Source organism: Cryobacterium sp. Hh38 (assembly GCF_004403235.1).
GTDB classification, from domain to species: domain Bacteria; phylum Actinomycetota; class Actinomycetes; order Actinomycetales; family Microbacteriaceae; genus Cryobacterium; species Cryobacterium levicorallinum.
In genome coordinates this window covers 189,553-216,389 of sequence record NZ_SOHD01000008.1, presented here as the reverse complement: position 1 = coordinate 216,389, position 26,837 = coordinate 189,553, and the positions used below count along the sequence as shown (strand labels likewise).

The window sequence follows — 26,837 nt, the reverse complement described above, 5'->3', positions numbered from 1 at the left end:
CAGCCTAACTTCTTCGTCGCGCTCAGCGGGTCGGCGCGCTCACGCACGCGTGCGCAGCGCGTACAGCGCGACCGCGCTCGCGGAGGCGACGTTGAGCGAGTCGACGCCGTGCAGCATCGGAATGGTCACGACCGTGTCGGCGGCTTCGAGCGCGTGCTGGCTGAGCCCGTCGCCTTCGGCACCGAGGATGATCGCGAGCCGCTCGGGCGGCGCCTCGGCAAACACGTCGAGGGAGACCGCATTGTCGGCCAGCGCCAGCGCGGCGAGGTGAAAACCGGCGGCGTGCAGCAGCGGGGTGGCCACGCTCCATTCCGGGAGGCGGGTCCACGGCACCTGCAACACCGTGCCCATGCTCACGCGCACGCTGCGCCGGTAGAGCGGGTCGGCGCAGCGCGGGGTGATCAGCACGGCATCGGCGCCAAGCCCGGCCACGGAGCGAAAGATGGCCCCGACGTTGGTGTGGTCGACGATGTCTTCGAGGATCACGATGCGGCGGGCATGGGTGAGAAGCGCCTCGACCGGCTCGAGCACCGGCCGGTGCATCGCGGCGAGGGCACCGCGATGCAGGTTGTAGCCGGTCAGCTGTTCCAGCACGCTCGCCTCGCCGACATAAACAGGAACGTCGGGCCAATCGGCGAGCAATCGCTCGGCGTCGGGCATCCACTGTTCCTGAATAAGTAGGGAGCGCGGGCGATGGCCGGCCCGAAGAGCACGAGCAATGACCTTGGGTGACTCGGCGATATAGAGGCCGCCGGCCGGCTCCAGCACTCGTCGCAGTGCCACGTCGGTCAAACGCGAATAGTCGGCGAGACCCGGGCTGGACAGGTCGGTAATGCGGGTGATCTGCACGGAAAAGTGCCTTTCAGAAGGGGTATTGAGCTCAAGCCTGACAGGTGGGTAGTCAAACGGGAAAACAGACGAGTTTAGAATCAAGGGACCAACATCTTTTGCTGCCCGTCTCTGCCCGAAAGGAACGCCGATGACTGCCGACCCGGTCGTGCCCAGCGACACGGTCCTGGTGGACGCGCTCGAGCCCACCGACGCCCCCGACGCCGCCGCCGCGCTCACCTCGACGGTCGCCCTCGATTCCGAGCGGGCAGTGGATGCCGTCGCCACGCTCCTGCGCAGCAAGCGCGCCGCCGTGCTCACCGGTGCCGGCCTCAGCACCGATTCGGGAATTCCCGATTATCGCGGGGAAGGCGCGCCGAAGCGCACGCCGATGACCTTTCAGACCTTTGTCGCCGACGAACGATCCCGCAAACGCTATTGGGCCGGCAGTCACCTGGGCTGGAGCGTTTTTCGACGGGCCGAACCCAACCTCGGACACCGTTCTCTCGTGCAGTTGGAAAGCGCCGGCGCCATTGCCGGGGTCATCACCCAAAACGTCGACGGACTGCATACTCGGGCCGGATCGCGCCATGTCGTCGAACTGCACGGGTCCCTCGACCGGGTCATCTGCCTGGACTGCGGGCAGGCATTCGGCCGGGATAGCATCGCTGCCCGGCTGGAGGCCGACAACCCGGTTCTGCGTGATTCGGACAGCATCCGAATCGCTCCCGACGGCGATGCCGACGTCGGCAACATCGACGACTTCGTGGTGCCGGCCTGCACGGTCTGTGGCGGCATGCTCAAGCCCCGGGTGGTCTTTTTCGGTGAACTCGTGCCGACGGAAACGTTTCTGGAGGCAGCCGCTTTGATTCAGGCTGCGGATGCCCTGATCGTTGCCGGGTCGTCGCTCGCGGTGAATTCGGGCATCCGTCTGGTCGAGCAGGCCAGGCGCCGCAAACTGCCGATCATCGTAATTAACCGTGGGGTGACCAAGGGCGACGGGCGAGCCCTGCACAAGCTCGAGGCCGGAACCAGTGAAACCCTCGCCGCACTGGCCGACCGGCTGCTGGGCTGACCGCGCTTGTGCGCGGCCCGGGGAATCACCGGTGAATCGGGGCAATCACTCGTGACCAGGTTCGCCATTGTGCGTCATGGCCAGACCGACTGGAATTTGAACCAGCGGATCCAGGGCCGCACCGACATTCCCCTCAACGCCACCGGGCGCGCCGAAGCCGTCTCCGCCGCTGAGCGTCTGCAGAGCAGGCAGTGGGATGCCATCGTGACCAGCCCTCTGATGCGCGCTGCGGAATCGGCCAGAATTATTGCCGCGGAGCTCGGGTTGGAGGAACCCGAGGTGGTTCCCGCCCTGACCGAACGTCACCACGGCGCCATCGAGGGCCTCACCTTCGCCGAGCGTCAGTACCGTTTTCCTGACGGTGTGGCTGTTCCCGGACTCGAGACCCGCCGCGACGTCATTGACCGGGTGCTCGCTGCGCTATCAGCACTTGCCGCCGGGCATGCTGGCCAATCCGTTCTCGTGTTGAGTCACGGCGGCATCATCGGAACGCTGCTGCGTCACCTCACGGACGGCGACCGCCCTCGGCACGGCGAGTACATCGCCAATGGGTCCGTGCACGATTTCGCCTGGGCGGACGATCAGCTGCTGCTGACCCACTTCGATGCGTCGATGCGCGAGCCGGGCGACCGCGGCTCGTCGCCGGTGCTGTGACGCCTCCAGCTGATCTGCGGGCGCCTTTAGGGCGCTGAAATTGGCACCTCGTGTTCAGTGGAATGCCTCAGCGGAGCAAGGTGCCACTTTTCGCCCCTTCGTTTTCGCCAGCGGCGAGCACCATGGGGCCAGAGTTGGCACCTCACCCGTGGCCACAAGCCCTGCACGCGTGACCTTCGCTGCTACTCAAATTTGTCGGCGTTGACCCTGGCCGCTGGAACGGCATCGCCGGTCGGGGTTCCGCGGCGAATGCTCACGCTGACCACCGCGGCGATGATGCAGAGGCCAGCGGCGCCGATCCAGGCGACCGTGTAGTGCCCGGTTTCCTCGCGCACGATCCCGGCGGCGACCGACGCGATTCCAGCGCCGATCTGGTGCGCGGCGAACACCCAGCCGAAGACGAGGGGACCGCGATCGCCGAACAGCTCCCGACAGAGCGCGATCGTCGGCGGAACGGTGGCGACCCAGTCCAGACCATAGATGACGATGAAGATCACCATGCTGGGGTGCACGGTTGCCGACAGCAGAAATGGTAGTGCGAGCAACGACAGGCCCCGAAAGGCGCAGTATCCGGCGAGCAGAATTCTCGGGTTGTACCGGTCGGTCAGCCAGCCGGAGGCGATCGTTCCGACAATGTCGAAGATTCCGACCACGGCCAGCAATCCAGCTGCGGTGGTCTCCGGCATGCCGTGGTCGTGCGCCGAGGGGATGAAATGCGTGCCGATCAGGCCATTCGTCGTCGCCCCGCAAATGGCGAATCCGGCGGCGAGAGCCCAAAATGTGCGATGCCGGCTGGCAAATTTCAGGGCGCTGAGGGCTTCGACCGCCGGATTTCGTTTCGGCGTCGCGACAACGTTCGACAGAGCGGATGCCGCCGGTCCTGCAGCTCCGTCGGCCCGTTCGGGCAGTTCCGGCGTGCCGTAGGGCGTGGTGCCGAGGTCGGCCGGAGAGTTGCGCATCCAGATGAGCACGATCGGCACCACCAGGATCGCGCCGAGTGCGATCAGAAGCGACGCGCTTCGCCAACCGGTCGTGACGGCGAGCTGCGCGATGAAGGGGAGAAAGATGAGCTGGCCGGTGGCGCTTCCGGCCGTGAGCACCCCGGCGATCAAGCCGCGCCGCTTCACGAACCAGGTTTGGCTGATGACGGCCGCGAACACGAGCGCCATCGACCCCGTTCCGGTGCCGATCAGTACCCCCCAGGTGAGCATGAGGTGCCACGGTGACGTGGCGAAGGTACTGAGCGCACTTCCCGCTGCGACGATGAAGAGCGCACCCGTCGTCACTCCGCGAATGCCGAATCGCTGCATCAGGGCAGCGGCGAACGGCGCGGTCAGACCGAACAACAGCAGGTTCACCCCAACGGCTGCCGCGAGTTCCCCCCGCGACCAGGAGAATTCCTCCTCGATCGGCACCATGAGCACTCCAGGGGCCGCACGGAATCCGGCCGCACCGACGAGCGCAAGAAAGGCCACGGCGGCGATGATCCAGGCCGGGTGGATGCCGCGGGGCCACAGCAGAGAGAGACCCGACCCGCTTTCCGTGCTGGGGCGGCGCCGGCCGAATCGTGTCATCGTTTGAGAATAGCGAATTCGCAGGCGACTCTCGGTCGATTCACGGCATTAGGTCACGGACCGCGAACGGCTATGCCGGGGGCTCGGTACCTTCCAATACCTCGAGCAGGGTTCGGGCCGAAGCGGCCCAGGTGAACCGCGCCGCCTGATCGACTGACTGGGCCGATCTGGCCGCCCACTCCCCCGGCTCGGCGAGGCGCCGAACAGCCGTAGCAATGGAATTCGCGCTGCGAGGGTCGAAATACAGGGCGGCGACCCCGCCGATCTCCCGAAAAATGGGAATGTCGCTGACCACAACGGGGATGCCGAGGCTCATCGCCTCGACCAGCGGAATTCCAAAGCCCTCATCGAACGAGGCGGTCACCAGTGCGGTGGCCGAGCGCAACAGCCGGTGATAATCGGCATCGCTGACCCCATCGTGAAAGACCAGGCGCGCCTGCGGGGCACGGCGGCTCAGCCGGGAACGTTCGGCTGCGGACACCCGGCTGAGCAGATGCAGCTCGTATTCCGGCAGGTCGGCCATGGCCAGAACCAGGGTGTCGAGGTTCTTGTACGGCATGAACGAGCCCATGTAGACGAGCCGGGTGGTCTCCGGAATGCTGCGATGACGCATCGCCCCCAGAACGGGATCGGCGGCGTTGGCCACCACCGTGACCGGTCGCCTGGTGAGCTGGTGCTCTGTGATCAGCGTCCGGGTGGTCTCGGACACAGTCACGACGCCGTCGGCGCCGTTGAGCAGCATCCGCTGTGGCCACCAGGAGAGGTGGTACGCCCGCCAGAGCAGACGGATAAATGCAGGCAGGTCACGCGGTGGTGTGCGGTTGCGGTAATAAATGAGGTCGTGCACGGTGAGAAACAGCCGATACTTGCGGCCCCACGAGCCCATGGTCTGCATCGGACTGAACACCACGTCGGGCTTCAACCGGTTGACCGACAGCGCGATCAGCGGTTCGAGCAGACTGGTCGGTGCCCGCACAAGCTGCCACGGCAAGGCCGGCAGCATCGCCAGTTGCCGATGGTCGCTGATCAGCATGATGAGCGGATGCAGCCGGCCGAGTTCGGTCACCAAACCAGCGGTGTATCGGCTGATGCCGTCGTGTTGATCCAACCGGACGTAGCGGCAGTCGACCACGATTCTCACTCCGGTCGCTCCTCGGCAAGAAATTCACGAATGTAGGTGGCCGCCGGTTTCGGCGTTTCGTAGTGGATGAGGTGACCCACGTTGTCGACGACGCGCAAGGTCGCGTTCGGGAACAAGCTCTGCAGCCGATATTGCGCGGCGAGCGGCGTGATGTCGTCGCGGTCGGCCGCGATCAGCAGCGTCGGTTGCGGAATGCGTGCCGCAAATTCGCTCACGTCGTGGCTGACCGAAGCGGTGAACGCGGCCATGACCACCTGACGATTTGCGAAGGCGCTGAAGTATCGATCATGCTGGTTGTGGATCCAGCGCCGCAACGCCGGGTCCTGCGTCTTCGCCATGCTCACGCTCATGACGCGCACAATAGCCCGGTTCTGCAGCAGGGCGTAGCCCCACCGCTCCGGAAAGGAGGCTGAGGCCCAGTAGTAGAAGACGGCCAGTCGGGTCAGAATTCCACGCGGTCCGGACAATGCCGGGGCGGCGATCGGGTTGACCAGAACGACGTCGTCGGCGGCCAGACCCTCAGCGACGGCCGCGGCGACCACGATCGATCCGAAGGAATGCCCGAGCACGACCAGACGCCCCGTGCGGGCCAGTACCTTCAGAAATTCGCGCAGCCAACGGGAGTATCCGGCCAGGGAATGGTCCCCGTCGGGGAGCGGCTCCGACCGGCCAAATCCGGGCAGGTCCGGTGCGATGATGCGCAGGGCGGGAGCTGCGGCATCCGTTTCGACGGCCCTGGGCAATTCACCGGCACCGAGCAGCTCGGCCACGACCAGTTGCAGTCCGTGGTGATCGCCGCGAAACCCGTGCACGAGAACCAGAGTGGTCGTGGCAGCGGGGTCGCCGTATTCCCAGTACTGGGTGGCGCTGCTTCGCCCGTTGGCGCCGAGAACGCTTGCCGTGAGTTCGCGCACCGTCAGGCCAGCCAGGACTTTGTCGTAGGGAGAAGAAACGATCACCGGCCCTAGTTTAGGCGGGAGACTTCCGCAAAGCTGGACTTGAACCAGATCGCTCGATCTAGACTCAAGCCACGACGCGCAACGAGAGAGAGCCCTTTGCGGGGACGGAAGGACAGCCGTGAGTTTCACTGCACCCATTCAGTTACCCGGATTGGCCCTCGACCCGCTGTGGTATCGCCGCGCCGTCTTCTACGAGGTGATGGTTCGCTCCTTCGTGGACAGCAACGCCGATGGATCCGGCGATCTCTCCGGGCTGGTATCGAAGCTCGACTACCTGCAATGGCTCGGAATCGACGCCCTGTGGATTCCGCCGTTCTTCAACTCTCCGCTGAAAGACGGCGGTTACGACGTGGCCGACTACCGCACGATTTTGCCGGAGTTCGGTACCCTCGAGGAATTCAAGGATCTCGTCACCAAGGCGCACGAACGTAACATGCGCATCGTGATCGATTTTCCGCTCAACCACACCTCGGACCAGCACGAATGGTTTCAGCAGTCCCGTGAAGACCCGGACGGGCCCTACGGCGACTTCTATGTCTGGAGTGACACCGACGAGCGGTATCCCAACATTCGCATCATCTTCACCGACACCGAGGAATCGAACTGGGCATTCGACCCGGTACGTCGGCAGTTCTTTTTTCACCGCTTCTTCTCGCACCAGCCCGACCTCAACTTTGAAAACCCGGCCGTGCAGGAGGCGATCTTCGACGTCATCCGCTTCTGGCTCGACCTCGGCGTCGACGGCTTTCGACTCGACGCGATCCCCTACCTGTTCGAGTCCGAAGAGGGCAACGGTGAGGGCGAGCCGCCGACTCACGAGTTCGTCAAGCGTCTGCGGGCCATGGTCGACCGCGACTATCCTGGCCGAGTCATGATCGCCGAGGCCAACCAATGGCCCCGCGAGGTCGCCGCCTTCTTCGGCACCGAGGAAGAACCGGAATGCCACATGGCGTTCGACTTTCCGGTCATGCCACGCATTTTCTACTCTTTACGCTCCCAGCAGGCCAACGAGCTGGTGCGCGTGCTCTCCGAAACGACCGACATCCCCGAGGGCGCCGGCTGGGGCGTATTCCTGCGCAACCATGACGAGCTCACCCTCGAAATGGTCAGCGAGGAATACCGGCAGGCTATGTACGGCTGGTACGCCTACGACCCGCGGATGCGCGCCAATATCGGCATCCGCAGACGGCTCGCCCCGCTGCTCGACAATTCACGGGCCGAGCTGGAACTGGCCCACGCCCTGCTGTTTGCCCTGCCCGGCAGCCCCTTTCTTTACTACGGCGATGAGATCGGCATGGGCGACAACATCTGGCTGCCCGACCGGGACAGTTCACGCACGCCCATGCAGTGGACCCCCGACCGCAATGCCGGTTTTTCGGATGCCGATCCGGGCAAGCTATTTCTGCCCATTGTGCAGTCCCTCGTCTACAACTTCACCCAGACCAACGTGGAGTCGCAGCTGGCCCAGTCCGGGTCGCTCCTGCACTGGATTCGCAATGTGATCCACGTGCGCAAGGCACACCAGACCTTCGGACTCGGCACGATCCGCGTGCTCAACACCAACCACGAATCGGTGTTGGTGTTCACCCGCAGCTACGCCGGCTCCGGCTCGATGTTCGGCGACCAGCCCGAAACCGTGCTGTGCGTGTTCAGTTTCTCGCACAACCCGGTCGCGTTCACGATCGACGACGTCGACATGGCCGGAACGCGGTTGTACGACCTGTTCGGTGGAGCAGTCTTTCCGAGCTTCAACGACGAGGGATCGCTCACGCTCACCCTGGGTGCGCAAAGCTTCTACTGGCTGCACTGCGGTTGACACGATATTAAACGAATGCTGCGGCAGATAAACCGATGCTGCGAGCTCGGCAAAAGCTCATCCGCTGTCTTTGTTGCCGCAACCGATGGCACGTATCCTTAAGACCAGCAAGCTGTCGTCCTAGGTCTGGGGGCTAGTCGATCGTGCCTGAACTGTCCAGCTCAGATTGTGGCGTCGAGGACGTGGCGCTGTGCGCCAAATTTCTCGACGCGTTGCCGGTCACCGGTGCTGCGGTTTCGGTGTTTGGCGGGGCCGTTCCCGAAACGGTCGTCTGCGCCACCGATGAGCTGGCCGCTCGCCTCGATGAGCTTCAGTTCGATTTGGGCGAAGGCCCCCTGTGGGAGGCGGTGCGCACGCGCATCCCCGTGCTCGAACCTCGCGTGCGCGAGGGTGAGCATCCACTCTGGCCGGTCTTTTTCTCGGCGCTTTTGGACACCGAGGTGGAGGCGCTCTACGTTTTTCCACTCACCCTCGGCGCGCTCGATGTGGGCATCGTCGAGCTCTACAGCACCACCTCCGGAGCGCTGGATCGCACCGACCGGGCGAAAGCACTGGTCCTGGCCAACCAAACCGCCTGGAACCTGTTGGATCGGCTGCTTCGGGTCAAGGAATCCACCGCGTCAGCGACGATTACGGAGGCTTCTCCCCTGTCGAGGCGGGAAATTCATCAGGCCACCGGTATGGTGCTCGTGCAGATGAATGTCACGCCGATGGATGCGCTGCTACTCCTGCGCGGGCACGCGTTTGCGCACGGCAAGACCGTGCGCACAATCGCCGGTGACGTGGTTGCGCGGCGGTTGCAGTTCACGCCGGAAACCGAGTAAAAAAACAGGAAAGGTCATAGAATTAACCCATGGTCACTCAGACTCGCGCCTCGATGGTGAGCGCCGCCTTCGTGAAGTTGACGGACACTCTGGTGGGCGAATATGACGTTCTCGACGTGCTGCACACCCTCGTCGAGGAATGCGTTGAGTTGCTCGACGCCTCAGCTGCCGGCCTCCTGCTGGCCGATCCGAGCGGCGAGCTGCAGGTCGTCGCCTCAACCAGCGAGGAAAGTTATCTCGTCGAAGTTTTGCAACAGCAGGCCGGGGCCGGGCCGTGCGTTGACTGTTACCTCACCGGCAAGGTCGTCACCATGGGCGATATCGCCGCTTCCGGCGATACCTACCCCGTTTTCAAGGCGGCCGCGCTGTCCCAGGGTTTCCGCTCGGTGCACGCCATTCCCATGCGGGTACGTAACCGGGCGATCGGCGCTCTCAATCTGTTCCGTACCGAGACCGGCGATGTCACACCCGAAGACGCTGCTATCGGCCAGGCCATGGCTGACGTTGCAACGATCAGCATTCTGCAGGAACGCACCGTGCGCGAAGACGCCGTGGTCAACGAACAGCTGCAACGTGCCCTCAACAGCCGCATCGTGATTGAACAGGCGAAGGGGGTCATCGCCCAGCTCAGCACCGTCGACATGGACGAAGCCTTCAAGAGATTGCGAGCGGATGCCCGCGCCCGCAACCACACCATGCGCGAGAGCGCCGAGAATGTCATCAACCGTCGCATTCGGCTCTAACGAATTCCCCGCCGATAGCCGACCCCACTCCGGGACGTAACCGCGTTGGTTGCTGGCAACAGACACTGCGGCGCCGAAGTCCAGCATTGTGCCTCGCGTACCGACCGCCTACGCCGGACGTGAGCCACCCGCAACTCCTAGGTCGATCTCAGCGCTCGCGGCCAGTTCTCTCGCCGGAGAGTGGCGCCGCGGAAGTGTGTCGGTGGTCGGCCCTAGGGTTGAAGTATGAGCACCTGGAGCGATCACCTCGCCGTATTCGACCTTGAGACCACCGGCATCGACGTAGAATCCTGCCGCATCGTGTCGGCCACCGTCGCAGTCCTCGACGCGAGCGGCACCGCCATCGAGCGCATCGACTGGCTCGTCGATCCGGGCGTTGAGATTCCCGCCGGTGCCACCAACGTGCACGGCATCACGACCGAGTACGCCGTGCAACACGGTCGCGTCGCCACCGAAGCCGTCGCCGAGATTGTTGCGGCACTTCGCGCGCACCTGGCCGACGGACTGCCCATCGTCGCCTACAACGCCCCGTACGACCTCACCCTGCTCAATCGTGAAGCCGTGCGCTATGGCATCGCCCCGCTCGTCTCCCCCAGCCCGGTGGTCGACCCCCTCGTCATTGACAAGGCCGTCGACAAGTACCGCAAGGGGAAGCGCACCCTCGAGGTGACGAGCGCGTTCTACGGTGTCAGCCTCGATGAAGCGCACGATGCCGGAGCGGATGCGATCGCCGCCGGCCGGGTCGCCCAGGCGATTCACCGCGCGCACCGCGTGGCCCTTCCGACCACCCTCGATGAGATGCACGCCCTGCAGGTCACTTGGTATCGCCAGCAGGCCGAAAGCTTTCAGGAATACATGCGCCGCGGCCGCGATCCCGAATTTTTGGCCGATACTGCCTGGCCCCAGCGCTAACTAGGACCAGCGCTGAGCAACAAACTCTAGATAAAAAAGCGACCAGCCGAGGCTGGTCGCTTTTTCATTGGAACTAAAAAACAGGTGCTATTTGCCGAAACCCTTGTAGCGCGAGTTGAACTTCTCCACGCGTCCGGCGGAGTCCATGATGCGCTGCTTGCCCGTGTAGAACGGGTGCGACTCGGAGGAGATTTCCACGTCGATGACCGGGTACGTGGTTCCGTCTTCCCACTCGATGGTCTTCTTGCTGGAGACCGTCGAACGAGTCAGGAAGGTCGCACCGGAGGCGAGGTCGCGAAAGACCACGGGAGCGTACTCGGGGTGGATGTCAGACTTCATGAGAATTTCCTTTTGCACTTCTGGTGAACAGACTTGTAACTGGTCACAGTGCTGTTCGAATGTTGGGCCCGCAGCCCCAGGAGGCGACAAGCTGGTTGGCCAAATGGCCAGCCATTAACTTTAGCAGAACACCGTGGCCTTGGAGCGCTGGGCGCGCGGCGAAAGCAACCGCCCTAGATCGCTCGTGCCGCGTAGCGTCCATCTGTCTCGGTGAGCTCAATCTTGAGACCGAAGGTCTCGCTGAGCGCCGTGGCGGTGAGCGCCGTGACGATCGGGCCGGCGGCGACGATCTTGCCCTCCGACAACAGCAGTACGTGCGTGAATCCGAGAGGAATTTCTTCGACGTGATGGGTCACCATGATGATGGCCGGAGAGTTCGTCTCGCGGGCAAAACCACTCAGCAGTTGCAGCAAGGATTCCCGGGCACCGAGGTCCAGGCTCGCGGCGGGCTCATCGAGCAGCAGCATCTCCGGATCGGTCATGACCGAGCGGGCGATTTGCACCCGCTTCTGCTCGCCGTCACTGAGGGTGCCGAACTTGCGATCGGCGAGGTGATCGAGGTTCCATTCCTGCAGAACGCGCTGGGCGCGGCGTTCATCGATGGTTTCATATTCTTCATTCCAGCGGCCGGTCACCGAGTACGCGGCCGTCATGACAACGTCGATGACCTTTTCGTTGCCGGGAACCTTACGCGCCATGGCGGTCGAAGCGAAGCCGATACGGGGCCGCAGCTCGAAGACATCCGTTCCACCGAGGGTCTCATCGAGCACCTCGGCCTGCCCGGTCGACGGGTGCATGAAGGCGGCGGCGATCTGCAACAGGGTGGTCTTGCCGGCACCGTTGGGGCCGAGAATCACCCAGCGTTGGTCGTCGTCGACGCTCCAATTCACTGAGTCGAGGATGGCGGTGCCACCCCGGACGACGGAGACGTCGGTGAAATGCAAAACGTTGACCATACAACCATGTTATCGGGCGCCGCGCTTGCCGACAGACCGTGCGAACATGCCTCGGCGCGTCGCAGTGGGACGCGCCGAGGCAGCAGATACGGCCAGCTCAGAGCAGGGCGGCGTAGATCTCCCGTGTGCGGGTGGCGATCTGAGCCCAGCCGAATACTTGCTCGGCACGGACCCGACCGGCGCGCCCCATCTCGGCCGCGCGAGCCGGATCGCTCACGACCTCGGTGAGGGTGCGGGCCAGGTCGGCGACGAACTGTTCGGGGTGCAGGGGCGTTCCGGTGCCGTCGGTGAGCTGCTCGATCGGCACGAGACGTCCGGTCTCGCCGTCAGCGACGACCTCGGGGATTCCACCGGTTGCGGTACCGACCACGGCGAGGCCGCAGGCCATGGCCTCAAGATTGACGATTCCGAGGGGCTCGTAAATAGACGGGCAGACGAACACCGTTCCCTGCGTCAGGACCGCGGCGAGCTCGTGCTGGGCCAGCAGCCGATTGATCCAGACCACGCCGGAGCGTTCCTGCTGCAGGGATTCGACACCGGCCGTAACCTCGGCCAGAATTCCGGGCGTGTCCGGTGCGCCCGCGCACAGCACCAATTGCACCTCCGGAGGCAGCAACTGCGCCGCACGCAACAGGTAGGGCAGGCCCTTCTGTCGAGTGATGCGCCCCACGAAGACGACGGAGGGGCGCTCGGGGTCTATTCCCAGGCCGCGCACAAAATCGTCATCCCTGGTCGGTTTCCACCGCTCAAGATCGATGCCGTTATAGACCGTGTGCACCCGGCTGGCGTCGAGTGCGGGGTAGCTGCGCAGGATATCGCGACGCATGCCGTCGCTGACGGCGATCACAGCATCCGCTGCTTCAAAGGCGGTTTTCTCGATCCAGCTCGACACCCGATAGCCGCCGCCGAGCTGCTCGGCCTTCCACGGTCGCAATGGCTCCAGGCTGTGCGCCGTGACCACGTGTGGGATGCCGTGCAGCATTTGGGCGAGGTGCCCGGCCGCATTCGCGTACCAGGTGTGAGAGTGCACCAGATCGGCGCCAGCGGCGTCCTGCGCCATCTGCAGGTCGACCCCGAGGGTGCCCAAGGTCGCATTGGCGTCGGCCAATTGCGCGGGGACGTCGTAGGCGAACGTGTCGAGGTCGTCACGCGGCGCGCCGAAGCACCGAACGGACACCTCGATGTCATGTCGGAGCGCTCGCACCAGTTCGGTCACGTGCACACCGGCTCCCCCATAGATTTCCGGGGGGTATTCCTTGGTCATCAGATCCACTCGCATGGAGCAAAGGTAGCAAAGGGCGACACGGCGCACAGCCATGTTGCGAGTCGGCTTGCCGGGGAGGCCCTACTCTGTACACATGAAGGCCAAGAAGATCTTTGGAATCGTGCTCGCGGGTGGTGAGGGAAAACGTCTGATGCCGTTGACCGAAGACCGGGCGAAGCCTGCCGTCCCCTTTGGCGGGCATTACCGCCTGGTGGATTTTGCCCTCTCCAATCTGATCAACTCGGGCGTGACCCAGATCGTCGTGCTGACGCAGTACAAGTCACACAGCCTGGACCGCCACGTGTCGCAGACCTGGCATGTCTCCGGTGGGTTATTCAACTCGTACATCGCCTCGGTACCGGCGCAGCAGCGCCTCGGCAAGCGCTGGTTCAGCGGCTCCGCCGACGCCATTCTGCAGAGCCTCAACCTCATTCACGATGAAAAGCCCGACATTGTCGTCGTGGTCGGTGCCGACCATGTCTACCGAATGGACTTCAGTCAGATGATCGACGCACACATCGCGTCGGGGTTGTCCGCCACCGTCGCGGCCATTCGCCAGCCGATCGGTCTCGCCGACCAGTTCGGTGTCATCGAAGTGGATGCCGCCACCCCGGATCGAATCAGCGACTTTCGTGAAAAGCCCAAGGATTCCGTCGGACTCGCTGATGCCCCGCACGAGGTATTCGCCTCGATGGGCAACTACGTCTTCAACACCGACGCCCTGATCGAGGCCGTGCTTCGTGACGGTGAGCGCACCGACTCCAGCCACGACATGGGCGGCGACATTATTCCCGATTTCGTCTCGCGTGGTGACGCCGGCGTCTATGACCTGAAGCGAAACGAAGTACCCGGGTCGACCGATCGCGACCGCTACTACTGGCGCGACGTGGGAACGATCGACTCGTTCTTTGAGGCGCACCAGGACCTCATTTCGGCCCTGCCGGTGTTCAACCTGTACAACCAGAAATGGCCGATTTTCAGCATGCAGTTGAATTCGCCGCCAGCCAAGTTCGTGCGCGACGGCCAAGGCGCCCTCGGCACTATGATCGACTCGATCGTGTCGCTGGGCTGTGTCATCTCCGGCGCGCACATCGAGCGCAGCGTGCTCGGTCCCTGGACGTCGATCGGCTCCGCCTGCGAGGTCGTGGACTCCATCATCTTCGACCGGGTGCAGATTCGACCCGGCGCCATCGTGCGGCGCGCCGTCCTCGACAAGGAAGTCATCGTCGAAGCTGGCGCCACCGTCGGTGTCGACCGGGATCGTGACCTGGCGCGGGGCTTCAGCGTGACCGAATCCGGCATCACCGTCGTCGGCAAGGGCGTGCTCGTTACTCCGTGATCCTTAGCTGCGCAGCACGTTTTCTCGTCGTTCTGGACGCCGACTCCACCCTCATTCAAGACGAGGTGATTGAGCTGCTCGCGGATGCCGCAGGCGCGCGCGAGCGCGTCGCCGAGGTGACCGACCGTGCCATGCGCGGTGAGCTCGACTTTGCCGAGAGCCTGCGTGAGCGGGTGTTGACCCTGGCGGGGCTGCCCGAGAGCGTTTTTGCCGACGTGGGGCGACGCATCCGCCCGACCGACGGCGTGCACGAGCTGATCGCGGGCATTCATGCCGGCGGTGGCGTGGTCGGGGTGGTGTCCGGCGGCTTTCATGAGCTGCTCGACCCGCTGGCCGCCGAGCTGGGGCTTGATCATTGGCGGGCTAATCGGCTTGAGGTACAGGCCGGCCACCTGACCGGTCGCGTTATCGGACCGATCATCGATGCCGAAGCCAAGGCTGTCGCCCTGCGCGAATGGGCCGCACAGGAGCAGATCGCGCTCGCGCAGACTATTGCGGTCGGGGACGGTGCCAACGACTTGCGCATGATGGACGCGGCCGGACTCGCCGTCGCGTTCAACGCGAAACCGCGGGTGAAACGTGAGGCCGACCTGGTGATCGACCTGTGCAACCTCAGCCAGGTGCTGCCGCTTCTCGGCCTGCGCGGCTGAACGGACAGCTGCAAAAAGACGGTCAGTGCCCCATGCCGAGACCGCCGTCGACGGGAATGACCGCACCGGAAATGTAGCCGGCATCATCGCCGGCCAGCCAGCTGACGACGCGCGCAACCTCGCTCGGCGTAGCGAACCGGCCGGCCGGAATATTGCGTTTGTATTCGACCTGCTGCGCTTCGGGCAGGGCAGCGGTCATATCGGTTTCGATGAAGCCGGGAGCGACCACGTTCGCGGTGATTCCGCGGGCACCGAGTTCGCGGGTGACCGAGCGGGCCAGGCCGATCAGGCCGCTCTTCGACGCCGAGTAATTCACCTGCCCGGCCGAGCCGTACAGGCCGACGACGCTGGAGATCAGCACGATGCGCCCGAATCGGGCCTTGAGCATGCCCTTGCTCGCGCGCTTGACCACGCGAAAGGCACCACTCAGGTTGGTGTCGATAACGGCGGTGAAATCATCCTCTGACATGCGCATTAGCAGGGTATCGCGGGTGATTCCGGCATTGGCCACAACAACCTCGACCGGGCCGTAGGTCGCTTCGATCTCGGTGAAGGCGGCGTCAATGGATGCGGCGTCTGTCACGTCGGCCCGCACTGTGAGGCTGCCGGACGGTCCATGACCGGAGCGGGACGTCACTGCAACCCGATGTCCCTGGGCCAGAAACTCCTCAGCGATGGCGAAGCCGATTCCACGGTTGCCGCCAGTGACGAGCACTGTTCGAGTCGTTGTCATGATGTTCCTGTCCTGGTGCGCTGGGTATCGTAAATCGGGTTCAAGGAAACACCCGGCAAATTCAAGTTTAAGGCGTGCCACAAAGTCGCCGGGCAGACGTAGTCTTGATAGGTGGAGTTTCCACCGTAGACGAACCCGATGGACCTATGAAGCAGCAGTCGATCACCTCCCTCCCCGCCTCCCCCGAGGTTGAACGCCGCAACCGAATGATCAAATACTCGATTGCCATGGGAGTGCGTGTCATCTGCATTGTGCTCATGCTCTTCGTACAAGGTTGGTGGCTCGTGGTCTGCGCGCTCGGCGCTATTCTGCTGCCGTACTTTGCCGTCGTGGTCGCGACCGTGAAAATTTCCCCTCCGGCAGCAGAAGTGCTCCGGCCCGGCGGCGTCGAGCTCTACCGCGGCAACGACGAGGTCAAGTGAGTGCTGACGCGGTTGCTGGCGGCAGTCCGATGATAGGCCTGGGTCGACCTCTGGAATCTACGACTTGTTCGCGGGCGGACTGCCGCGCTGCAGGAAGGTGGCGGCTGGACTGGCGCAACCCGCGCATCCACTCTGCTGATCGGGTGAAAACCTGGTTGGCCTGCGACGAACACGTGGACTACCTGCGCGAATTCCTGGCCTCACGGGACTTTCCGCTGACGGTGAGCGCACTCGAGACGTGCACGCCCGACTCCTCCGGAGACCAGCAATGACGGGCTGGAAGTTCGCCTTCAGCCGCCGCTGGGCCGGATATCTCGTGCTGACCATGCTGTTCGCCGCGGTCTGCGCCGGGCTGGGCTTCTGGCAGCTGGCCCGCCGCGATGAGGCACTGACCGAGCTGTTCAAGATCGATTCCAACTTCGACTCGAACCCGGTGCCCGTCGCCGAGGCTCTTGAAAACCTGGCCGCCTTCGACGAATCGCAAAAATGGATGCCGGTGGAACTGACCGGAACCTACCTCACCGCTGACGAGATGCTCGCGCGCAACCGCCCGCTCAACGTAAACCCGGGCTTCGAAGTACTGACCCCGTTGCTGCTTACCGACGGCACGATCTTTATCGTCAACCGCGGCTGGCTGCCCACCGGGCAGAAACAGGATGCTCCTGACACCGTTCCGGCGGCGCCCTCCGGAACGGTCACCGTGGTGGCCCGGCTCAAGGCCAGCGAACCTGATCTGCCCGGCCGCACGGCCAGCGGCAACCAGGTCGCGACCATCAACCTCACTACCATCGCAGAACGACTCAATGCCCCGACCTATACCGGCGCGTACGGCCTGATGGACACCGAGAGCCCCACGGCGACCGAGAAGCGCCCGGCCGCCGTGCTTAAACCGATCCGCGATGAGGGCCCACACCTGTCCTATGCGTTCCAGTGGTTCGTATTCGGGCTACTCGCCTTCATCGGACTCGGCTGGGCCCTGCGCGAAGAATACCGCAGCGTCAATGCTGAGGACCCCGAGGAGCGCGAACGCGCCGAGGAACGCGCCCGCAAGCGCGCGGCGAAGCCACGCAATGATGCCGAGATTGAAGACGAGCTGCTCGACCGGCAGCGGGGCTAGCCACCTCAACTCTCGAGCTGGCCCACTTCGCTGGTCGAGCCCGCCGAGACGGCTCCTCAGGCGACGGCGCGGTGGTGCTGCCGGGCCTCGGTCGCCTCGTCGAGGAGACCGCGGTACACCCGCACCAGCGACGCTGCCGAACGGTTCCAATCCAGACCGAGGGCATGCTTGCGAGCAGCCAGCGACAGTTCGCGTGCCAGGGTCGGATCGGACAGGATCTGCGCCATCGCGTCGGCCCAGACCCGCGGTTCGCGGGATTCCAGGACCAGTCCGGTGATCCCATCGACAACTGCTTCACGCAGGCCACCGGCCGCCGAAGCGACGACGGGCACACCGCTCGCGGCCGCTTCCAGTGCCACCAGACCGTATGTTTCCGAGTGCGAAGGCACGAGCACCAGGCGGGCACCGCGAAACAGTTCAGCCAGGTGCGCATGGGACTGCGGCCCAACAAAGCGGATGCCGGACAGACCGGCCCGTTCGGCGAGCTGATGGAGCTCCTCAACGTAACCGGAGTAGTCGACTGAGGCATCACCGGCAACAACTAGGTCGGGACGCAGGCCCGCCGGTAGTGCCGCAATGGCCTGAATCGCCAGATCAAGGCCCTTCAGCGGCTGCAAACGCGCGGCGACAACGGCGTAACCGCGGTCGACCGCGCTGCCGGCGGGCTGGTGTTTGGGTGAGAACAAGTTGCTGTCCACCCCTGGAAGCACGATGTTGGTTCGGCTCGCCGAGCCGCCGAGCCGCCCGGAAATCGTGGCGGCCTCCGCCGCACTGATCGCCACCAGCGCGTCGGATTCCCGCGCCAGCCGCGCTTCTCCGCGCATCCGTCCCGGTGATTCGGCGCGTTCTCCGGCCGAAAGCGGGGACGCATCATCCGCTGCAATGCTATGGAAACTCTGAACGTGCGGGACGCCCCAGTTGCGGGCGACGGGAAGCGCTGCCATGCCGGAAAACCAGTGATGCGAGTGGATGATGTCGACCGGCTCGAGAGCGTTGAGCCGGTCGGAGAACTCATCGATATAGTTCTCGTGCGTGCCCTTGGACAGCGCTCGGGCGGGCCCGGCGGCCAGAAACCGCAGCGTGAGGCCCTCGGCCAGCTGTTGCGATTCGGGCTGATCCGCCGCTGACCGCCGAGTCAGAATCGTCACACGGTGTCCAAGGGCGGCCAGCCGCTCGGCCTGATGCCGCACGACGACGTTCATACCGCCGGCATCGCCGGAGCCAGGGTCCGTGCCCGGCGAGGTGTGCAGGCAGACCAGCGCGATGCGCAGTGGCGATCTCATCGATATCACGCTCTAGTCCTTTTGCCTGGGTCACCGACAGGTGACCGGGTCACGGAATTGGTTACGACAGCTCGATCAGGTCGAGGTAGTCCTTGTTCCAGTGGTCCTCTGTGCCCTCGGGCATGATTAGGACGCGCTCGGGATTGAGGGCCTGCACGGCGCCCTCATCGTGGCTGACCAGAACGACGGCGCCGGCGTAGTGGGCGAGGGCGTCGAGGATCTCTTCGCGGCTGGCCGGGTCGAGGTTGTTAGTGGGCTCATCGAGCAGCAGCACGTTGGCACCGGAGACCACGATCATGGCCAGGGCCAAACGTGTCTTCTCTCCACCGGAGAGTACGCCGGCCGGCTTGTTCGAGTCATCGCCGGTGAACAGGAACGAACCGAGCACCCGACGTGCTTCCATCTCGGTGATGCTCGGCGAGGAGGAGACCATGTTCTCGAGCACCGAACGCTTCACGTCGATGGTTTCGTGTTCCTGGGCGTAGTAACCGATGCGCAAACCGTGACCGGGTTCGATCGAACCGGTGTCGGATTCATCGACGCCGGCGAGCATGCGCAGCAGTGTGGTCTTACCGGCACCGTTGAGGCCAAGGATGACGACCTTGGATCCGCGGTCGATCGCGAGGTCGACCGCGGTGAAGATTTCGAGGGAACCATAGCTCTTCGAGAGGTCCTTGGCCATAAGCGGTGTGCGACCACACGGCGCTGGCTCGGGGAAGCGCAGTTTGGCAACGCGCTCAACGGCACGCACGGCGTCGAGGCCGGAGAGCAGCTTCTCGGCCCGGGCCACCATTTGGTGGGCTGCGGCGGCCTTGCTGGCCTTGGCCCCGAACTTCGCGGCCTGCAGCTGCAGGGTCGAGGCCTTCTTCTCGGCGTTCGAGCGTTCCTTCTTGCGGCGGTCGGCATCCGCTGTGCGCTGGAGGAGGTAGTTCTTCCAGTTCATGTTGTAGATGTCGATCATCATGCGGTTCGCATCGAGGTAGAAGACCCGGTTGACCGTTTCGCCGACGAGTTCGATGTCGTGGCTGATGATGATGCAGCCGCCCTTGTAGTTCTTGACGAACTCGCGCAGCCACGCCACCGAGTCGGCGTCGAGGTGGTTGGTGGGCTCGTCGAGGATCATCATCTCGGCGGCCGAGAACAGGATGCGAGCGAGTTCGATGCGACGACGCTGGCCACCGGAGAGGGTGCTCAAAGCCTGGTCGAGAATGTGGTCCGGCAGTTTCAGGTTGCTGGCAATGGATGCGGCTTCGGCTTCGGCGGCGTAGCCGCCAAGGCCGTTGAACTCATCGGTCAGACGCCCGTACTTTTTCATGGCGGCGGCGGCGATCTTGGGATCGGAATCGGCCATGGCCATGCTGGACTCCTGCATGCCCAAGGCAATAGTGCCGAGGCCGCGGGCGTCCAGAATGCGCGTACGGGCAAGCATGCTCGGGTCGCCCGCGCGCGGGTCCTGCGGCAGGTAGCCGATCTCGCCGGAGTGGCTGATCGAACCCTTGGTCGGGTTTGTCTCCCCGGCGAGAGTCTTCGTCAGCGTCGTCTTGCCGGCACCGTTACGGCCGACGAGGCCGATCTTGTCGCCGCTCGCGACGCGGAAGTTGACGCCCTCCATGAGCACGCGGGCTCCAACGCGGATTTCGAGATCTTGCACGTTGAGCACAGCAATAGTCCATTCGAAGTGTTTGTACGGGTGTGAAGTGTGGGTGGGCCAGAGCGGTCCAACTCACTAGTATATTTGCCCTCAGGCTGTGCTCGGCACACGGCGCCTACAGTAGGGATGCCAGAAGCGACTTTTCCAGCCAATTCAGGTACGCCTCCGTCGACCAGCCGAGGGACAGCACGAGGGTACGAAACGTGTGCGGGTGGGCCAGCGCCCACATCGTCGCGGCCGCCTCGTGGTCGCTGATGCCACCGCGCAGTCCGCGCTTTTCCCGAAGCGCAGCCGCCACTTCGCCGAAGCCGTGCAGCCGGGCAGCGTCCCGTTTCTGCTCGAACTCCCCCACGTCCGGATCGACAACGGCCGCTTCGCTGACAATGCGCAGAATGCCCGAGGTGCGCTCATTCACGAGCGCACTTGACCGGGCCAGAATGCGGATGACCTCTGTCGCCGTTCGCGCCTCAGCAATGCGCTCGCGTGTGGCCCCCGATAGCAACGCCGGTGCCCCCGGTTCCGCGGCCACTCGATCAAGAACCGCCGCGAGTAATTCCGCTTTCGACCCCACGGAGTTGTAGATGGTCTGCACCACCACGCCAGCCTCCGCCGCGATCGCCGCAACCGAGGTGCCCACGTATCCGCGCTCGAGCATGAGGCGCCCCGCCGCCATAACAATCTCCGCCCGAGTACTCGCCGCCTGCGCCGCACGCCGTCTCATGGCCCCGTTTTCCCCTATATCCATACAACTAGCATACCGTTCTACTGAGTGGAAACCTTTTCTAAAGCGGATGTCGTGGTGTGACGCGCCGGGACGGGTCACCTGCTATTGCTCGGACATTGAGGTTTCGGCGCGACCCGAACCAAGCAGACCGAAGGCCCCTCCTGCGGTGCAGGCGGGGCCTTCAAGATAGAACTAGAGCTACATAGCGAAGCCGAGGGCTCGCATCATGTCGCGACCATCGTCGGTGATCTTCTCCGGACCCCACGGCGGCATCCAGACCCAGTTGATGCGGAACTGGTCGACGACGCCATCGAGCGCCTCCGCCGTCTGCTCCTCGATCACGTCGGTCAGCGGGCAGCCAGCCGAGGTGAGCGTCATGTGCACGATGAGCGCGTCATTCTCGTCGTCCCAGCCGAGGTCATAGATGAGTCCAAGGTCGACGACATTGATGCCGAGCTCCGGGTCCATGACGTCCTTGAGAGCTTCTTCGATTTCGTCGAAGCGGGCCGGACTGAGTGTTGAGACCATACGACTAGCCTACGTTCGACGGGACAAGAAAGCGATCGTAACCTTCGTCCTCGAGGCGGTCGGCGAGCTCGGGGCCGCCCTGTTCGGCGATGCGTCCGTTGACGAAGACGTGCACGAAATCGGGGTGGATGTAGCGCAGGATGCGCGTGTAGTGCGTGATGAGCAGCAGTCCAAGGCCGGTGTTGGCCTTGGCACGGTTGACTCCTTCGGAGACGATCTTGAGCGCGTCAACGTCGAGGCCGGAGTCGGTCTCGTCGAGTACGGCGAACTTAGGCCTGAGAAGTTCAAGCTGCAGGATCTCGTTGCGCTTCTTCTCGCCACCGGAGAAGCCCTCGTTGACGTTGCGCTCGGCGAAAGCCTTGTCCATGCGCAGGTTGGCCATCGACTCGCGCACATCCTTGATCCAGGTGCGGATCGGCGGGGCTTCGCCCTCGATGGCCGTTTTGGCCGTGCGCAGGAAGTTCGTGACGGTGACTCCGGGAATCTCGACCGGGTACTGCATGGCGAGGAACAGGCCGGCGCGGGCACGGGCATCCACTGTCATCTTGAGCACGTCAGCGCCGTCGAGGAGGATGGAACCGCTCTCGACGTGATACTTGGGGTGGCCAGCGATCGTGTAGGCGAGGGTGGACTTGCCGGAGCCGTTCGGGCCCATGATGGCGTGGATTTCGCCCTCGTTGATGGTGAGGTTGACGCCGCGCAGAATCTGCTTGGTGCCCTGGTCGGTCTCGACGCTGACGTGCAGGTCGATAATTTCAAGAACAGACATGAATGTCTTATCCCTTTCTAAAAATGGCTGGTGAGGCGGTTGCTTTAAGGTGTGACTAGACCGCGACGGTGACGGAAGGATCGACGAAGACAAAGCCGTCGATGAGTTCAACGTTGTAGACCGGGACCGGGTCGTAGGCCGGCAGCGAGAGCGGCTTTCCTGTCGTGAGGGAGAACATCGAACCGTGAGCCCAGCACTCGAGAGTCTGGCCTTCCACGAATCCCTCCGACAGGGAGATATCACCGTGCGTGCAGGTATCACCGATGGCGAAAACATCGCCGGCGGCATCACGCACAAGGGCGATGGCGACCCCGTCGATTTCGACCTTGACGGCCTGGTTTACTTCGAGCTCATCGAGAGCGCAAATCTTCGTCGCGGCCATGCTTAGTCCGTTCCAATAAGTTCGGCTTCGATTGCGAGCTGCAACCGAGCTTCGAGTTCCGGGGAACCGATCTGCTGCACGACCTCGGTGAGAAATCCGCGGACGACGAGCCGACGCGCTTCGTCCTCGGTGATGCCGCGAGACTGCAGGTAGAACAGCTGCTCATCGTCGAAACGACCGGTGGCACTAGCGTGACCGGCTCCGACGATGTCGCCGGTTTCGATCTCCAGGTTCGGGATGGAATCGGCGCGAGTGCCCTCGCTGAGCACGAGGTTGCGATTCTGCTCATAGCTGTCGGTACCAGCGGCCTTGTTGCCGATCAGCACGTCGCCGATCCAGACCGTGCGGGCGTCCTGGCCCTGCAGCGCACCCTTGTAGTTGACTCGGCTGCGGCTCTTCGGAGCGTCGTGGAAGACGTACACCTGCTGTTCCAGGTGCTGACCAGCATCGGCGAAGTAGAGACCGAGTAGCAGCGTGTCGGAGCCGGGTCCGGCCAGACGCACAGACGGGTTCACCCGCACGATGCTGCCACCGAGCGAAACGACGACGTGCTTGAGGCGCGCATCGCGACCAATGGATGCAAAATGGTTGGCCAGGTGCACCGCCGAGTCGTCCCATTCCTGCAACGAGACGACCGTGAGGTTGGCGGACTCGCCGAGGATGATCTCGACATTTTCGCTCAACCTGGCGTCACCCGTGTTCGCCAGGATGACCGTGGCCTGGCTGAACGGCTTGGCCTCGATGATGGTGTGCGCTCCGCGGGCGGAACTCCCGAGGGCCGATCGCGTGACCGTGATCTCCTTGGCCTCTTCGCCGCTCACCGTTATGGCGAGGGCGTCCTCGAAAACGCCCCAGGCGTTCGCGGCGGCGCGTTCTTCCGGCAGACCGGCGGTGCCGATGCGGGCATCCGTTCTGGGGACCCACTCGACGGAGACGTCCTCCGACGGGGTGGACGTTATCTCGTAGCGCGAGCCGTCGAGGGTACCGGCGGTGAGATCGGTGAACTTCGCGACGGGCGAGAGCTTCCAGACGGCTTCGCGGCCGGTGACGGTCTCGAAGTCGGCGACGTTGACACTCTTGAAACGATCCGATCGAGTTTGTACCGGCACGTAGCCGAAACGTCCGTCGGAGTGTTTCTTGATTCCGTGCTGACCGGCCGGCAGAACCGACTCGGGTGCGGGTGTGGATGATTCGGGCACAGTTGTTGACGCGCTCTTCGAAAGCGCTGAAGCGGCGGACATTTAGCCGACGGATCCTTCCATGCCCATTTCAATGAGCTTGTTGAGTTCGAGGGCGTACTCCATCGGGAGCTCCCGGGCGATCGGTTCGATGAATCCGCGAACGATCATGGCCATGGCTTCGTCTTCGGGCATGCCGCGGCTCATCAGGTAGAAGAGCTGCTCGGCGCTGACCCGGGAAACGGTGGCCTCGTGACCGAGCTGCACGTCGTCGACGCGAATGTCGATGGATGGGTAGGTGTCGGAGCGCGACGAGGTATCGACGAGGAGTGCATCGCAGCGCACGGTGTTGGCGGAGTGGTGCGCGGAGGCATCCATTCGAACCTCACCGCGGTATCCGCTGCGCCCGCCACCGCGAGCGATGGACTTGGAGACGATCGACGACTGCGTGTACGGAGCCATGTGGATCATCTTGGCGCCGGCATCCTGGTGCTGGCCCGGGCCAGCGAAGGCCACCGAGAGCGTCTCGCCCTTGGCGTGCTCGCCCATCAGGTAGATGGACGGGTACTTCATGGTGACCTTGGAACCGATGTTGCCGTCGATCCACTCCATCGTCGCGCCTTCGCCGGCTGTGGCCCGCTTGGTTACGAGGTTGTAGACGTTGTTCGACCAGTTCTGGATGGTCGTGTACCGAACGCGGGCGTTCTTCTTCACGACGATCTCGACCACGGCGGAGTGCAGCGAATCGGACTTGTAGATCGGGGCCGTGCAGCCCTCGATGTAGTGAACGTAGCTGCCCTCGTCGGCGATGATCAGCGTGCGCTCGAACTGGCCCATGTTCTCGGTATTGATGCGGAAATAGGCCTGGAGGGGAATTTCAACGTGCACGCCCGGGGGGACGTAGACGAAGGATCCGCCGGACCAGACGGCCGTGTTGAGCGCGGCGAACTTGTTGTCGCCGGAGGGAATGATGGTGCCGAAGTACTCCTCGAAGAACTCCGGGTGTTCCTTGAGCGCTGTGTCGGTGTCCATGAAAATGACGCCCTGAGCTTCGAGCTCCTCGTTGATCTGGTGGTAAACGACTTCAGACTCGTACTGGGCGGCGACACCGGAGACGAGGCGCTGACGCTCGGCCTCGGGGATACCGAGCTTCTCGTAGGTGTTCTTAATGTCGTCGGGCAGGTCTTCCCAGGTCTGGGCCTGCTTCTCCGTGGACCGCACGAAGTACTTGATGTTGTCGAAGTCGATCTCGGAGAGGTCGGCGCCCCAGGTGGGCATGGGCTTTCGTTCGAACAGCTGAAGTGCCTTCAGCCGTCGCTGCAGCATCCAATCCGGCTCGGATTTCAGGTTCGAGATGTCAGTGACAACCTCGGGAGAAATACCACGACGAGCGGATGCTCCGGCCTTGTCTGAGTCGGCCCACCCGAATTCGTAGGTGCCGATCCCCTCAAGGTCGGGACGGTCTAGCAGGACATCCGACATATTAACCTCTTCTCTACCCATCACAACCCGGATATTAGTCCGGTCATTCCCACGGTGCCTCCAACGGAGACGGGGGAACGGGTTGTCTGGACAGCTACGTTGCGTACCTAGAATATTCATGGAGTATCGCGATGACCCCGAGCCCTGCGGCCCGGATTGAATCCCTCGATCGGATGACCGCGGGAAGGATCTCCATGGATGTTTCAATTCTACAGGTTGATCAGTGGGATTCGCGTGCTTGCCGGTCGATTCACATTTGGACACGGCACGATGAAAACGCACGGATGATAAGCACGACAGAGAGAGCAGAATCGGTGAATCGGAAAAATCAGGGCTTGTCCAGTGCTATCGGCGCAGGATACCGGGTCGTCAGCCAGAAAATTCGCTACTGGTTACCGAGCGCTGTCGACCGACGAATCCGGGTCGTCGCCTGGCTGTCACTCGTGACGGAGATCCTGATCGTCGGCACCGGAGGCGCTGTACGCCTCACCGGTTCCGGACTGGGCTGCCCGACCTGGCCGACCTGTGTTGCCGGATCGCTCGTGCCGACGCCGGAGATGGGCCTGCACGGCGTTATTGAGTTCGGCAATCGCCTGATGACCGGACTGATCGGCATTATTGCGATAGCGGCCGTCGTGCTGCTGTGGCGACTGCGCACCGAGCGCAAGGATCTGTTCACGCTCGCCGTCATTCTCGGCGTTGGCGTTCTCGCGCAGGCCCTCGTCGGCGGCGTCACCGTGCTGACCGGTCTCAACCCGTTCATCGTCGGATTTCACTTCATGGCCTCGCTGATCATGGTGTGCATCGCCACCGTGCTGGTGCACCGGGTCTACCTCCCGTCGGGTCCGCGCGCCCTCGTCGTACCGGTCGGCTTCGCCGGGCTCGCCCACGCCACGAGTTTCGTGGTGGCACTGACCGTGGTGATGGGAGTCGTGACCACGGCCTCCGGACCGCATTCGGGTGACGCCGAGGCTGGTCGTACTGGGTTCAACGCTGAATTGCTCGAGCACCTGCATGCCTGGCCGGGCTACGCGACGCTGGTCCTGACGATCGTGCTGCTCGCGGCATCCGTTCGAGGCAAGCTGCCCGTGCGTAAACTCGTCGTCACGTTACTCGTGGTCGAGCTTGTCCAGATTGTGGTCGGCCTGCTGCAGGCAAACCTGGGCCTGCCGCCGGTGCTCGTCGGGCTGCACATGGTGCTCGCCTGCGTGCTCGCCGCGGCGATGACCGCCGTCGTGCTGAACCTCAAGGCTCCGACCACCCTCACGGACCGGGTATCCGAAACGACGCACGAGCACGCTCGCAGCTAACTGAACACGATCGAGAGTCGCGAGACGACACCTTCGCCCCACGGACACGCCCTGGGACGGGCGAGACGACACATCCGGCACCGTGAGTTGCTTTGAATGGGCCGAATACGTCATCTCACGCGCATGAAGGAGCCGAAGATGGCACCTCACGGCGCAGCGCAAATACCCCGATCGGAAATTGCCG

The 26,837-nt window shown here is 63.7% G+C and carries 28 protein-coding genes; 12 read left to right on the top strand and 16 right to left on the bottom strand.

Features of this window, described 5'->3' with window-relative positions; all coding sequences use genetic code 11:
* Positions 1 to 39: 39 nt before the first annotated feature.
* A complete protein-coding gene (locus tag E3T41_RS04355) occupies positions 40 to 849 on the bottom strand; it encodes an RNA methyltransferase (RefSeq protein WP_092448581.1) in 810 nt (269 codons plus the stop codon).
* A 130-nt stretch (positions 850 to 979) separates the two neighbouring features.
* Between E3T41_RS04355 and E3T41_RS04350 the strand changes: the two genes are divergently transcribed.
* Together E3T41_RS04350 and E3T41_RS04345 are read left to right on the top strand one after the other, a co-directional pair.
* A complete protein-coding gene (locus E3T41_RS04350) occupies positions 980 to 1,903 on the top strand; it encodes an NAD-dependent protein deacetylase (protein ID WP_134477464.1) in 924 nt (307 codons plus the stop codon).
* A gap of 51 nt (positions 1,904 to 1,954) precedes the next feature.
* A complete protein-coding gene (locus tag E3T41_RS04345) occupies positions 1,955 to 2,557 on the top strand; it encodes a histidine phosphatase family protein (protein WP_166787592.1) in 603 nt (200 codons plus the stop codon).
* 182 nt (positions 2,558 to 2,739) lie between these two features.
* On the opposite strand, the gene E3T41_RS04340 is transcribed toward E3T41_RS04345, so the two are convergent.
* The 3 genes from E3T41_RS04340 to E3T41_RS04330 form a co-directional block, all read right to left on the bottom strand.
* Positions 2,740 to 4,131: an MFS transporter gene (locus tag E3T41_RS04340; protein WP_134477462.1), complete on the bottom strand. Its 1,392-nt coding sequence runs from the start codon at positions 4,129 to 4,131 to the stop codon at positions 2,740 to 2,742.
* A gap of 70 nt (positions 4,132 to 4,201) precedes the next feature.
* Positions 4,202 to 5,272 carry a glycosyltransferase family 1 protein gene (locus E3T41_RS04335; protein ID WP_092448577.1) on the bottom strand — a complete coding sequence of 357 codons (1,071 nt, stop codon included), beginning with the start codon at positions 5,270 to 5,272 and terminating at the stop codon, positions 4,202 to 4,204.
* Positions 5,269 to 6,231: an alpha/beta fold hydrolase gene (locus E3T41_RS04330; protein ID WP_241991024.1), complete on the bottom strand. Its 963-nt coding sequence runs from the start codon at positions 6,229 to 6,231 to the stop codon at positions 5,269 to 5,271. The genes E3T41_RS04335 and E3T41_RS04330 overlap by 4 nt, the downstream gene beginning before the upstream one ends.
* A 118-nt stretch (positions 6,232 to 6,349) precedes the next feature.
* Here E3T41_RS04330 and treS point away from each other — a divergent pair, with 118 nt between their 5' ends.
* The 4 genes from treS to E3T41_RS04310 all read left to right on the top strand — a co-directional run bounded on the left by treS (position 6,350) and on the right by E3T41_RS04310 (position 10,526).
* On the top strand, positions 6,350 to 8,047 hold the full coding sequence (gene treS, locus E3T41_RS04325) for a maltose alpha-D-glucosyltransferase (protein ID WP_092448575.1): 1,698 nt from the start codon (positions 6,350 to 6,352) through the stop codon (positions 8,045 to 8,047).
* Positions 8,048 to 8,190: 143 nt separating this feature from the next.
* Positions 8,191 to 8,871, top strand: a complete 681-nt coding sequence (locus E3T41_RS04320; RefSeq protein WP_241991023.1) for a GAF and ANTAR domain-containing protein — start codon at positions 8,191 to 8,193, stop codon at positions 8,869 to 8,871.
* Between the two features lie 29 nt (positions 8,872 to 8,900).
* Positions 8,901 to 9,614, top strand: coding sequence for a GAF and ANTAR domain-containing protein (locus tag E3T41_RS04315; protein ID WP_104132461.1), 714 nt, complete (start codon positions 8,901 to 8,903; stop codon positions 9,612 to 9,614).
* Positions 9,615 to 9,839: 225 nt separating this feature from the next.
* Complete coding sequence (locus tag E3T41_RS04310; protein WP_092448574.1) at positions 9,840 to 10,526, top strand: exonuclease domain-containing protein; 687 nt, start codon at positions 9,840 to 9,842, stop codon at positions 10,524 to 10,526.
* An 87-nt stretch (positions 10,527 to 10,613) separates the two neighbouring features.
* On the opposite strand, the gene E3T41_RS04305 is transcribed toward E3T41_RS04310, so the two are convergent.
* From E3T41_RS04305 to glgA, 3 genes are all read right to left on the bottom strand, one after another.
* Positions 10,614 to 10,865, bottom strand: a complete 252-nt coding sequence (locus E3T41_RS04305; protein ID WP_092448573.1) for a type B 50S ribosomal protein L31 — start codon at positions 10,863 to 10,865, stop codon at positions 10,614 to 10,616.
* Between the two features lie 173 nt (positions 10,866 to 11,038).
* The gene (locus E3T41_RS04300; protein ID WP_104132807.1) at positions 11,039 to 11,821 is read right to left on the bottom strand and encodes an ABC transporter ATP-binding protein; all 783 of its coding nucleotides are present in this window, start codon (positions 11,819 to 11,821) and stop codon (positions 11,039 to 11,041) included.
* A 97-nt stretch (positions 11,822 to 11,918) separates the two neighbouring features.
* Entirely contained in the window at positions 11,919 to 13,100 is a 1,182-nt protein-coding gene (glgA, locus tag E3T41_RS04295) for a glycogen synthase (protein ID WP_092448571.1), read from the bottom strand.
* Between the two features lie 79 nt (positions 13,101 to 13,179).
* Here glgA and E3T41_RS04290 point away from each other — a divergent pair, with 79 nt between their 5' ends.
* The gene (locus tag E3T41_RS04290; protein WP_092448570.1) at positions 13,180 to 14,424 is read left to right on the top strand and encodes a glucose-1-phosphate adenylyltransferase; all 1,245 of its coding nucleotides are present in this window, start codon (positions 13,180 to 13,182) and stop codon (positions 14,422 to 14,424) included.
* Positions 14,421 to 15,074 carry a phosphoserine phosphatase SerB gene (gene serB, locus E3T41_RS04285; RefSeq protein ID WP_092448569.1) on the top strand — a complete coding sequence of 218 codons (654 nt, stop codon included), beginning with the start codon at positions 14,421 to 14,423 and terminating at the stop codon, positions 15,072 to 15,074. The genes E3T41_RS04290 and serB overlap by 4 nt, the downstream gene beginning before the upstream one ends.
* A 22-nt stretch (positions 15,075 to 15,096) precedes the next feature.
* Here the strand turns inward: serB and E3T41_RS04280 are convergent, their stop codons facing one another.
* On the bottom strand, positions 15,097 to 15,807 hold the full coding sequence (locus tag E3T41_RS04280) for a beta-ketoacyl-ACP reductase (RefSeq protein WP_092448568.1): 711 nt from the start codon (positions 15,805 to 15,807) through the stop codon (positions 15,097 to 15,099).
* A 146-nt stretch (positions 15,808 to 15,953) separates the two neighbouring features.
* Here E3T41_RS04280 and E3T41_RS04275 point away from each other — a divergent pair, with 146 nt between their 5' ends.
* The 3 genes from E3T41_RS04275 (at position 15,954) to E3T41_RS04265 (ending at position 17,346) form a co-directional block, all read left to right on the top strand.
* Entirely contained in the window at positions 15,954 to 16,229 is a 276-nt protein-coding gene (locus E3T41_RS04275; protein WP_092448567.1) for a DUF3099 domain-containing protein, read from the top strand.
* A 143-nt stretch (positions 16,230 to 16,372) separates the two neighbouring features.
* Positions 16,373 to 16,501 (top strand): hypothetical protein, encoded by a 129-nt coding sequence (locus E3T41_RS18905; RefSeq protein WP_369828696.1) that lies wholly within the window; start codon positions 16,373 to 16,375, stop codon positions 16,499 to 16,501.
* Positions 16,498 to 17,346, top strand: a complete 849-nt coding sequence (locus E3T41_RS04265; protein ID WP_092448565.1) for an SURF1 family protein — start codon at positions 16,498 to 16,500, stop codon at positions 17,344 to 17,346. The genes E3T41_RS18905 and E3T41_RS04265 overlap by 4 nt, the downstream gene beginning before the upstream one ends.
* Positions 17,347 to 17,402: 56 nt before the next feature.
* Here E3T41_RS04265 and E3T41_RS04260 read toward each other — a convergent pair whose 3' ends face one another.
* From E3T41_RS04260 to sufB, 8 genes are all read right to left on the bottom strand, one after another.
* A complete protein-coding gene (locus tag E3T41_RS04260) occupies positions 17,403 to 18,629 on the bottom strand; it encodes a glycosyltransferase (protein WP_134477458.1) in 1,227 nt (408 codons plus the stop codon).
* Between the two features lie 61 nt (positions 18,630 to 18,690).
* A complete protein-coding gene (locus E3T41_RS04255; RefSeq protein WP_092448563.1) occupies positions 18,691 to 20,289 on the bottom strand; it encodes an ABC-F family ATP-binding cassette domain-containing protein in 1,599 nt (532 codons plus the stop codon).
* Between the two features lie 106 nt (positions 20,290 to 20,395).
* Complete coding sequence (locus E3T41_RS04250; protein WP_158251654.1) at positions 20,396 to 20,953, bottom strand: TetR/AcrR family transcriptional regulator; 558 nt, start codon at positions 20,951 to 20,953, stop codon at positions 20,396 to 20,398.
* Positions 20,954 to 21,202: 249 nt separating this feature from the next.
* Complete coding sequence (locus tag E3T41_RS04245; protein ID WP_092448561.1) at positions 21,203 to 21,532, bottom strand: metal-sulfur cluster assembly factor; 330 nt, start codon at positions 21,530 to 21,532, stop codon at positions 21,203 to 21,205.
* Between the two features lie 4 nt (positions 21,533 to 21,536).
* Entirely contained in the window at positions 21,537 to 22,301 is a 765-nt protein-coding gene (gene sufC, locus E3T41_RS04240; RefSeq protein ID WP_092448560.1) for a Fe-S cluster assembly ATPase SufC, read from the bottom strand.
* A gap of 55 nt (positions 22,302 to 22,356) precedes the next feature.
* Positions 22,357 to 22,683 carry a non-heme iron oxygenase ferredoxin subunit gene (locus E3T41_RS04235; RefSeq protein ID WP_092340113.1) on the bottom strand — a complete coding sequence of 109 codons (327 nt, stop codon included), beginning with the start codon at positions 22,681 to 22,683 and terminating at the stop codon, positions 22,357 to 22,359.
* A gap of 2 nt (positions 22,684 to 22,685) precedes the next feature.
* Positions 22,686 to 23,924, bottom strand: coding sequence for a Fe-S cluster assembly protein SufD (gene sufD, locus E3T41_RS04230; RefSeq protein WP_104132808.1), 1,239 nt, complete (start codon positions 23,922 to 23,924; stop codon positions 22,686 to 22,688).
* Positions 23,925 to 25,343, bottom strand: a complete 1,419-nt coding sequence (sufB, locus tag E3T41_RS04225; protein ID WP_092448558.1) for a Fe-S cluster assembly protein SufB — start codon at positions 25,341 to 25,343, stop codon at positions 23,925 to 23,927. It lies immediately after the preceding gene.
* A 335-nt stretch (positions 25,344 to 25,678) separates the two neighbouring features.
* On the opposite strand from sufB, the gene E3T41_RS04220 reads away from it, so the two are divergent.
* Positions 25,679 to 26,653, top strand: a complete 975-nt coding sequence (locus E3T41_RS04220; protein ID WP_241991022.1) for a heme A synthase — start codon at positions 25,679 to 25,681, stop codon at positions 26,651 to 26,653.
* The last annotated feature ends 184 nt before the right edge of the window (positions 26,654 to 26,837 follow it).

Excerpts from the sequence above, each read along its gene's own strand:
- E3T41_RS04260 (WP_134477458.1), bottom strand. The coding sequence starts at position 18,629 with ATGAGATCGCCACTGCGCATCGCGCTGGTCTGCCTGCACACCTCGCCG.
- E3T41_RS04275 (WP_092448567.1), top strand. The coding sequence starts at position 15,954 with ATGAAGCAGCAGTCGATCACCTCCCTCCCCGCCTCCCCCGAGGTTGAA.
- glgA (WP_092448571.1), bottom strand. The coding sequence starts at position 13,100 with ATGCGAGTGGATCTGATGACCAAGGAATACCCCCCGGAAATCTATGGG.
- sufB (WP_092448558.1), bottom strand. The coding sequence starts at position 25,343 with ATGTCGGATGTCCTGCTAGACCGTCCCGACCTTGAGGGGATCGGCACC.
- E3T41_RS04280 (WP_092448568.1), bottom strand. The coding sequence starts at position 15,807 with ATGACAACGACTCGAACAGTGCTCGTCACTGGCGGCAACCGTGGAATC.
- E3T41_RS04235 (WP_092340113.1), bottom strand. The coding sequence starts at position 22,683 with ATGGCCGCGACGAAGATTTGCGCTCTCGATGAGCTCGAAGTAAACCAG.
- sufD (WP_104132808.1), bottom strand. The coding sequence starts at position 23,924 with ATGTCCGCCGCTTCAGCGCTTTCGAAGAGCGCGTCAACAACTGTGCCC.
- E3T41_RS04265 (WP_092448565.1), top strand. The coding sequence starts at position 16,498 with ATGACGGGCTGGAAGTTCGCCTTCAGCCGCCGCTGGGCCGGATATCTC.
- E3T41_RS04290 (WP_092448570.1), top strand. The coding sequence starts at position 13,180 with ATGAAGGCCAAGAAGATCTTTGGAATCGTGCTCGCGGGTGGTGAGGGA.
- E3T41_RS04250 (WP_158251654.1), bottom strand. The coding sequence starts at position 20,953 with ATGGCGGCGGGGCGCCTCATGCTCGAGCGCGGATACGTGGGCACCTCG.
- E3T41_RS04300 (WP_104132807.1), bottom strand. The coding sequence starts at position 11,821 with ATGGTCAACGTTTTGCATTTCACCGACGTCTCCGTCGTCCGGGGTGGC.
- E3T41_RS04305 (WP_092448573.1), bottom strand. The coding sequence starts at position 10,865 with ATGAAGTCTGACATCCACCCCGAGTACGCTCCCGTGGTCTTTCGCGAC.
- E3T41_RS04350 (WP_134477464.1), top strand. The coding sequence starts at position 980 with ATGACTGCCGACCCGGTCGTGCCCAGCGACACGGTCCTGGTGGACGCG.
- E3T41_RS04315 (WP_104132461.1), top strand. The coding sequence starts at position 8,901 with ATGGTCACTCAGACTCGCGCCTCGATGGTGAGCGCCGCCTTCGTGAAG.
- E3T41_RS04310 (WP_092448574.1), top strand. The coding sequence starts at position 9,840 with ATGAGCACCTGGAGCGATCACCTCGCCGTATTCGACCTTGAGACCACC.
- E3T41_RS04245 (WP_092448561.1), bottom strand. The coding sequence starts at position 21,532 with ATGGTCTCAACACTCAGTCCGGCCCGCTTCGACGAAATCGAAGAAGCT.
- sufC (WP_092448560.1), bottom strand. The coding sequence starts at position 22,301 with ATGTCTGTTCTTGAAATTATCGACCTGCACGTCAGCGTCGAGACCGAC.
- E3T41_RS04340 (WP_134477462.1), bottom strand. The coding sequence starts at position 4,131 with ATGACACGATTCGGCCGGCGCCGCCCCAGCACGGAAAGCGGGTCGGGT.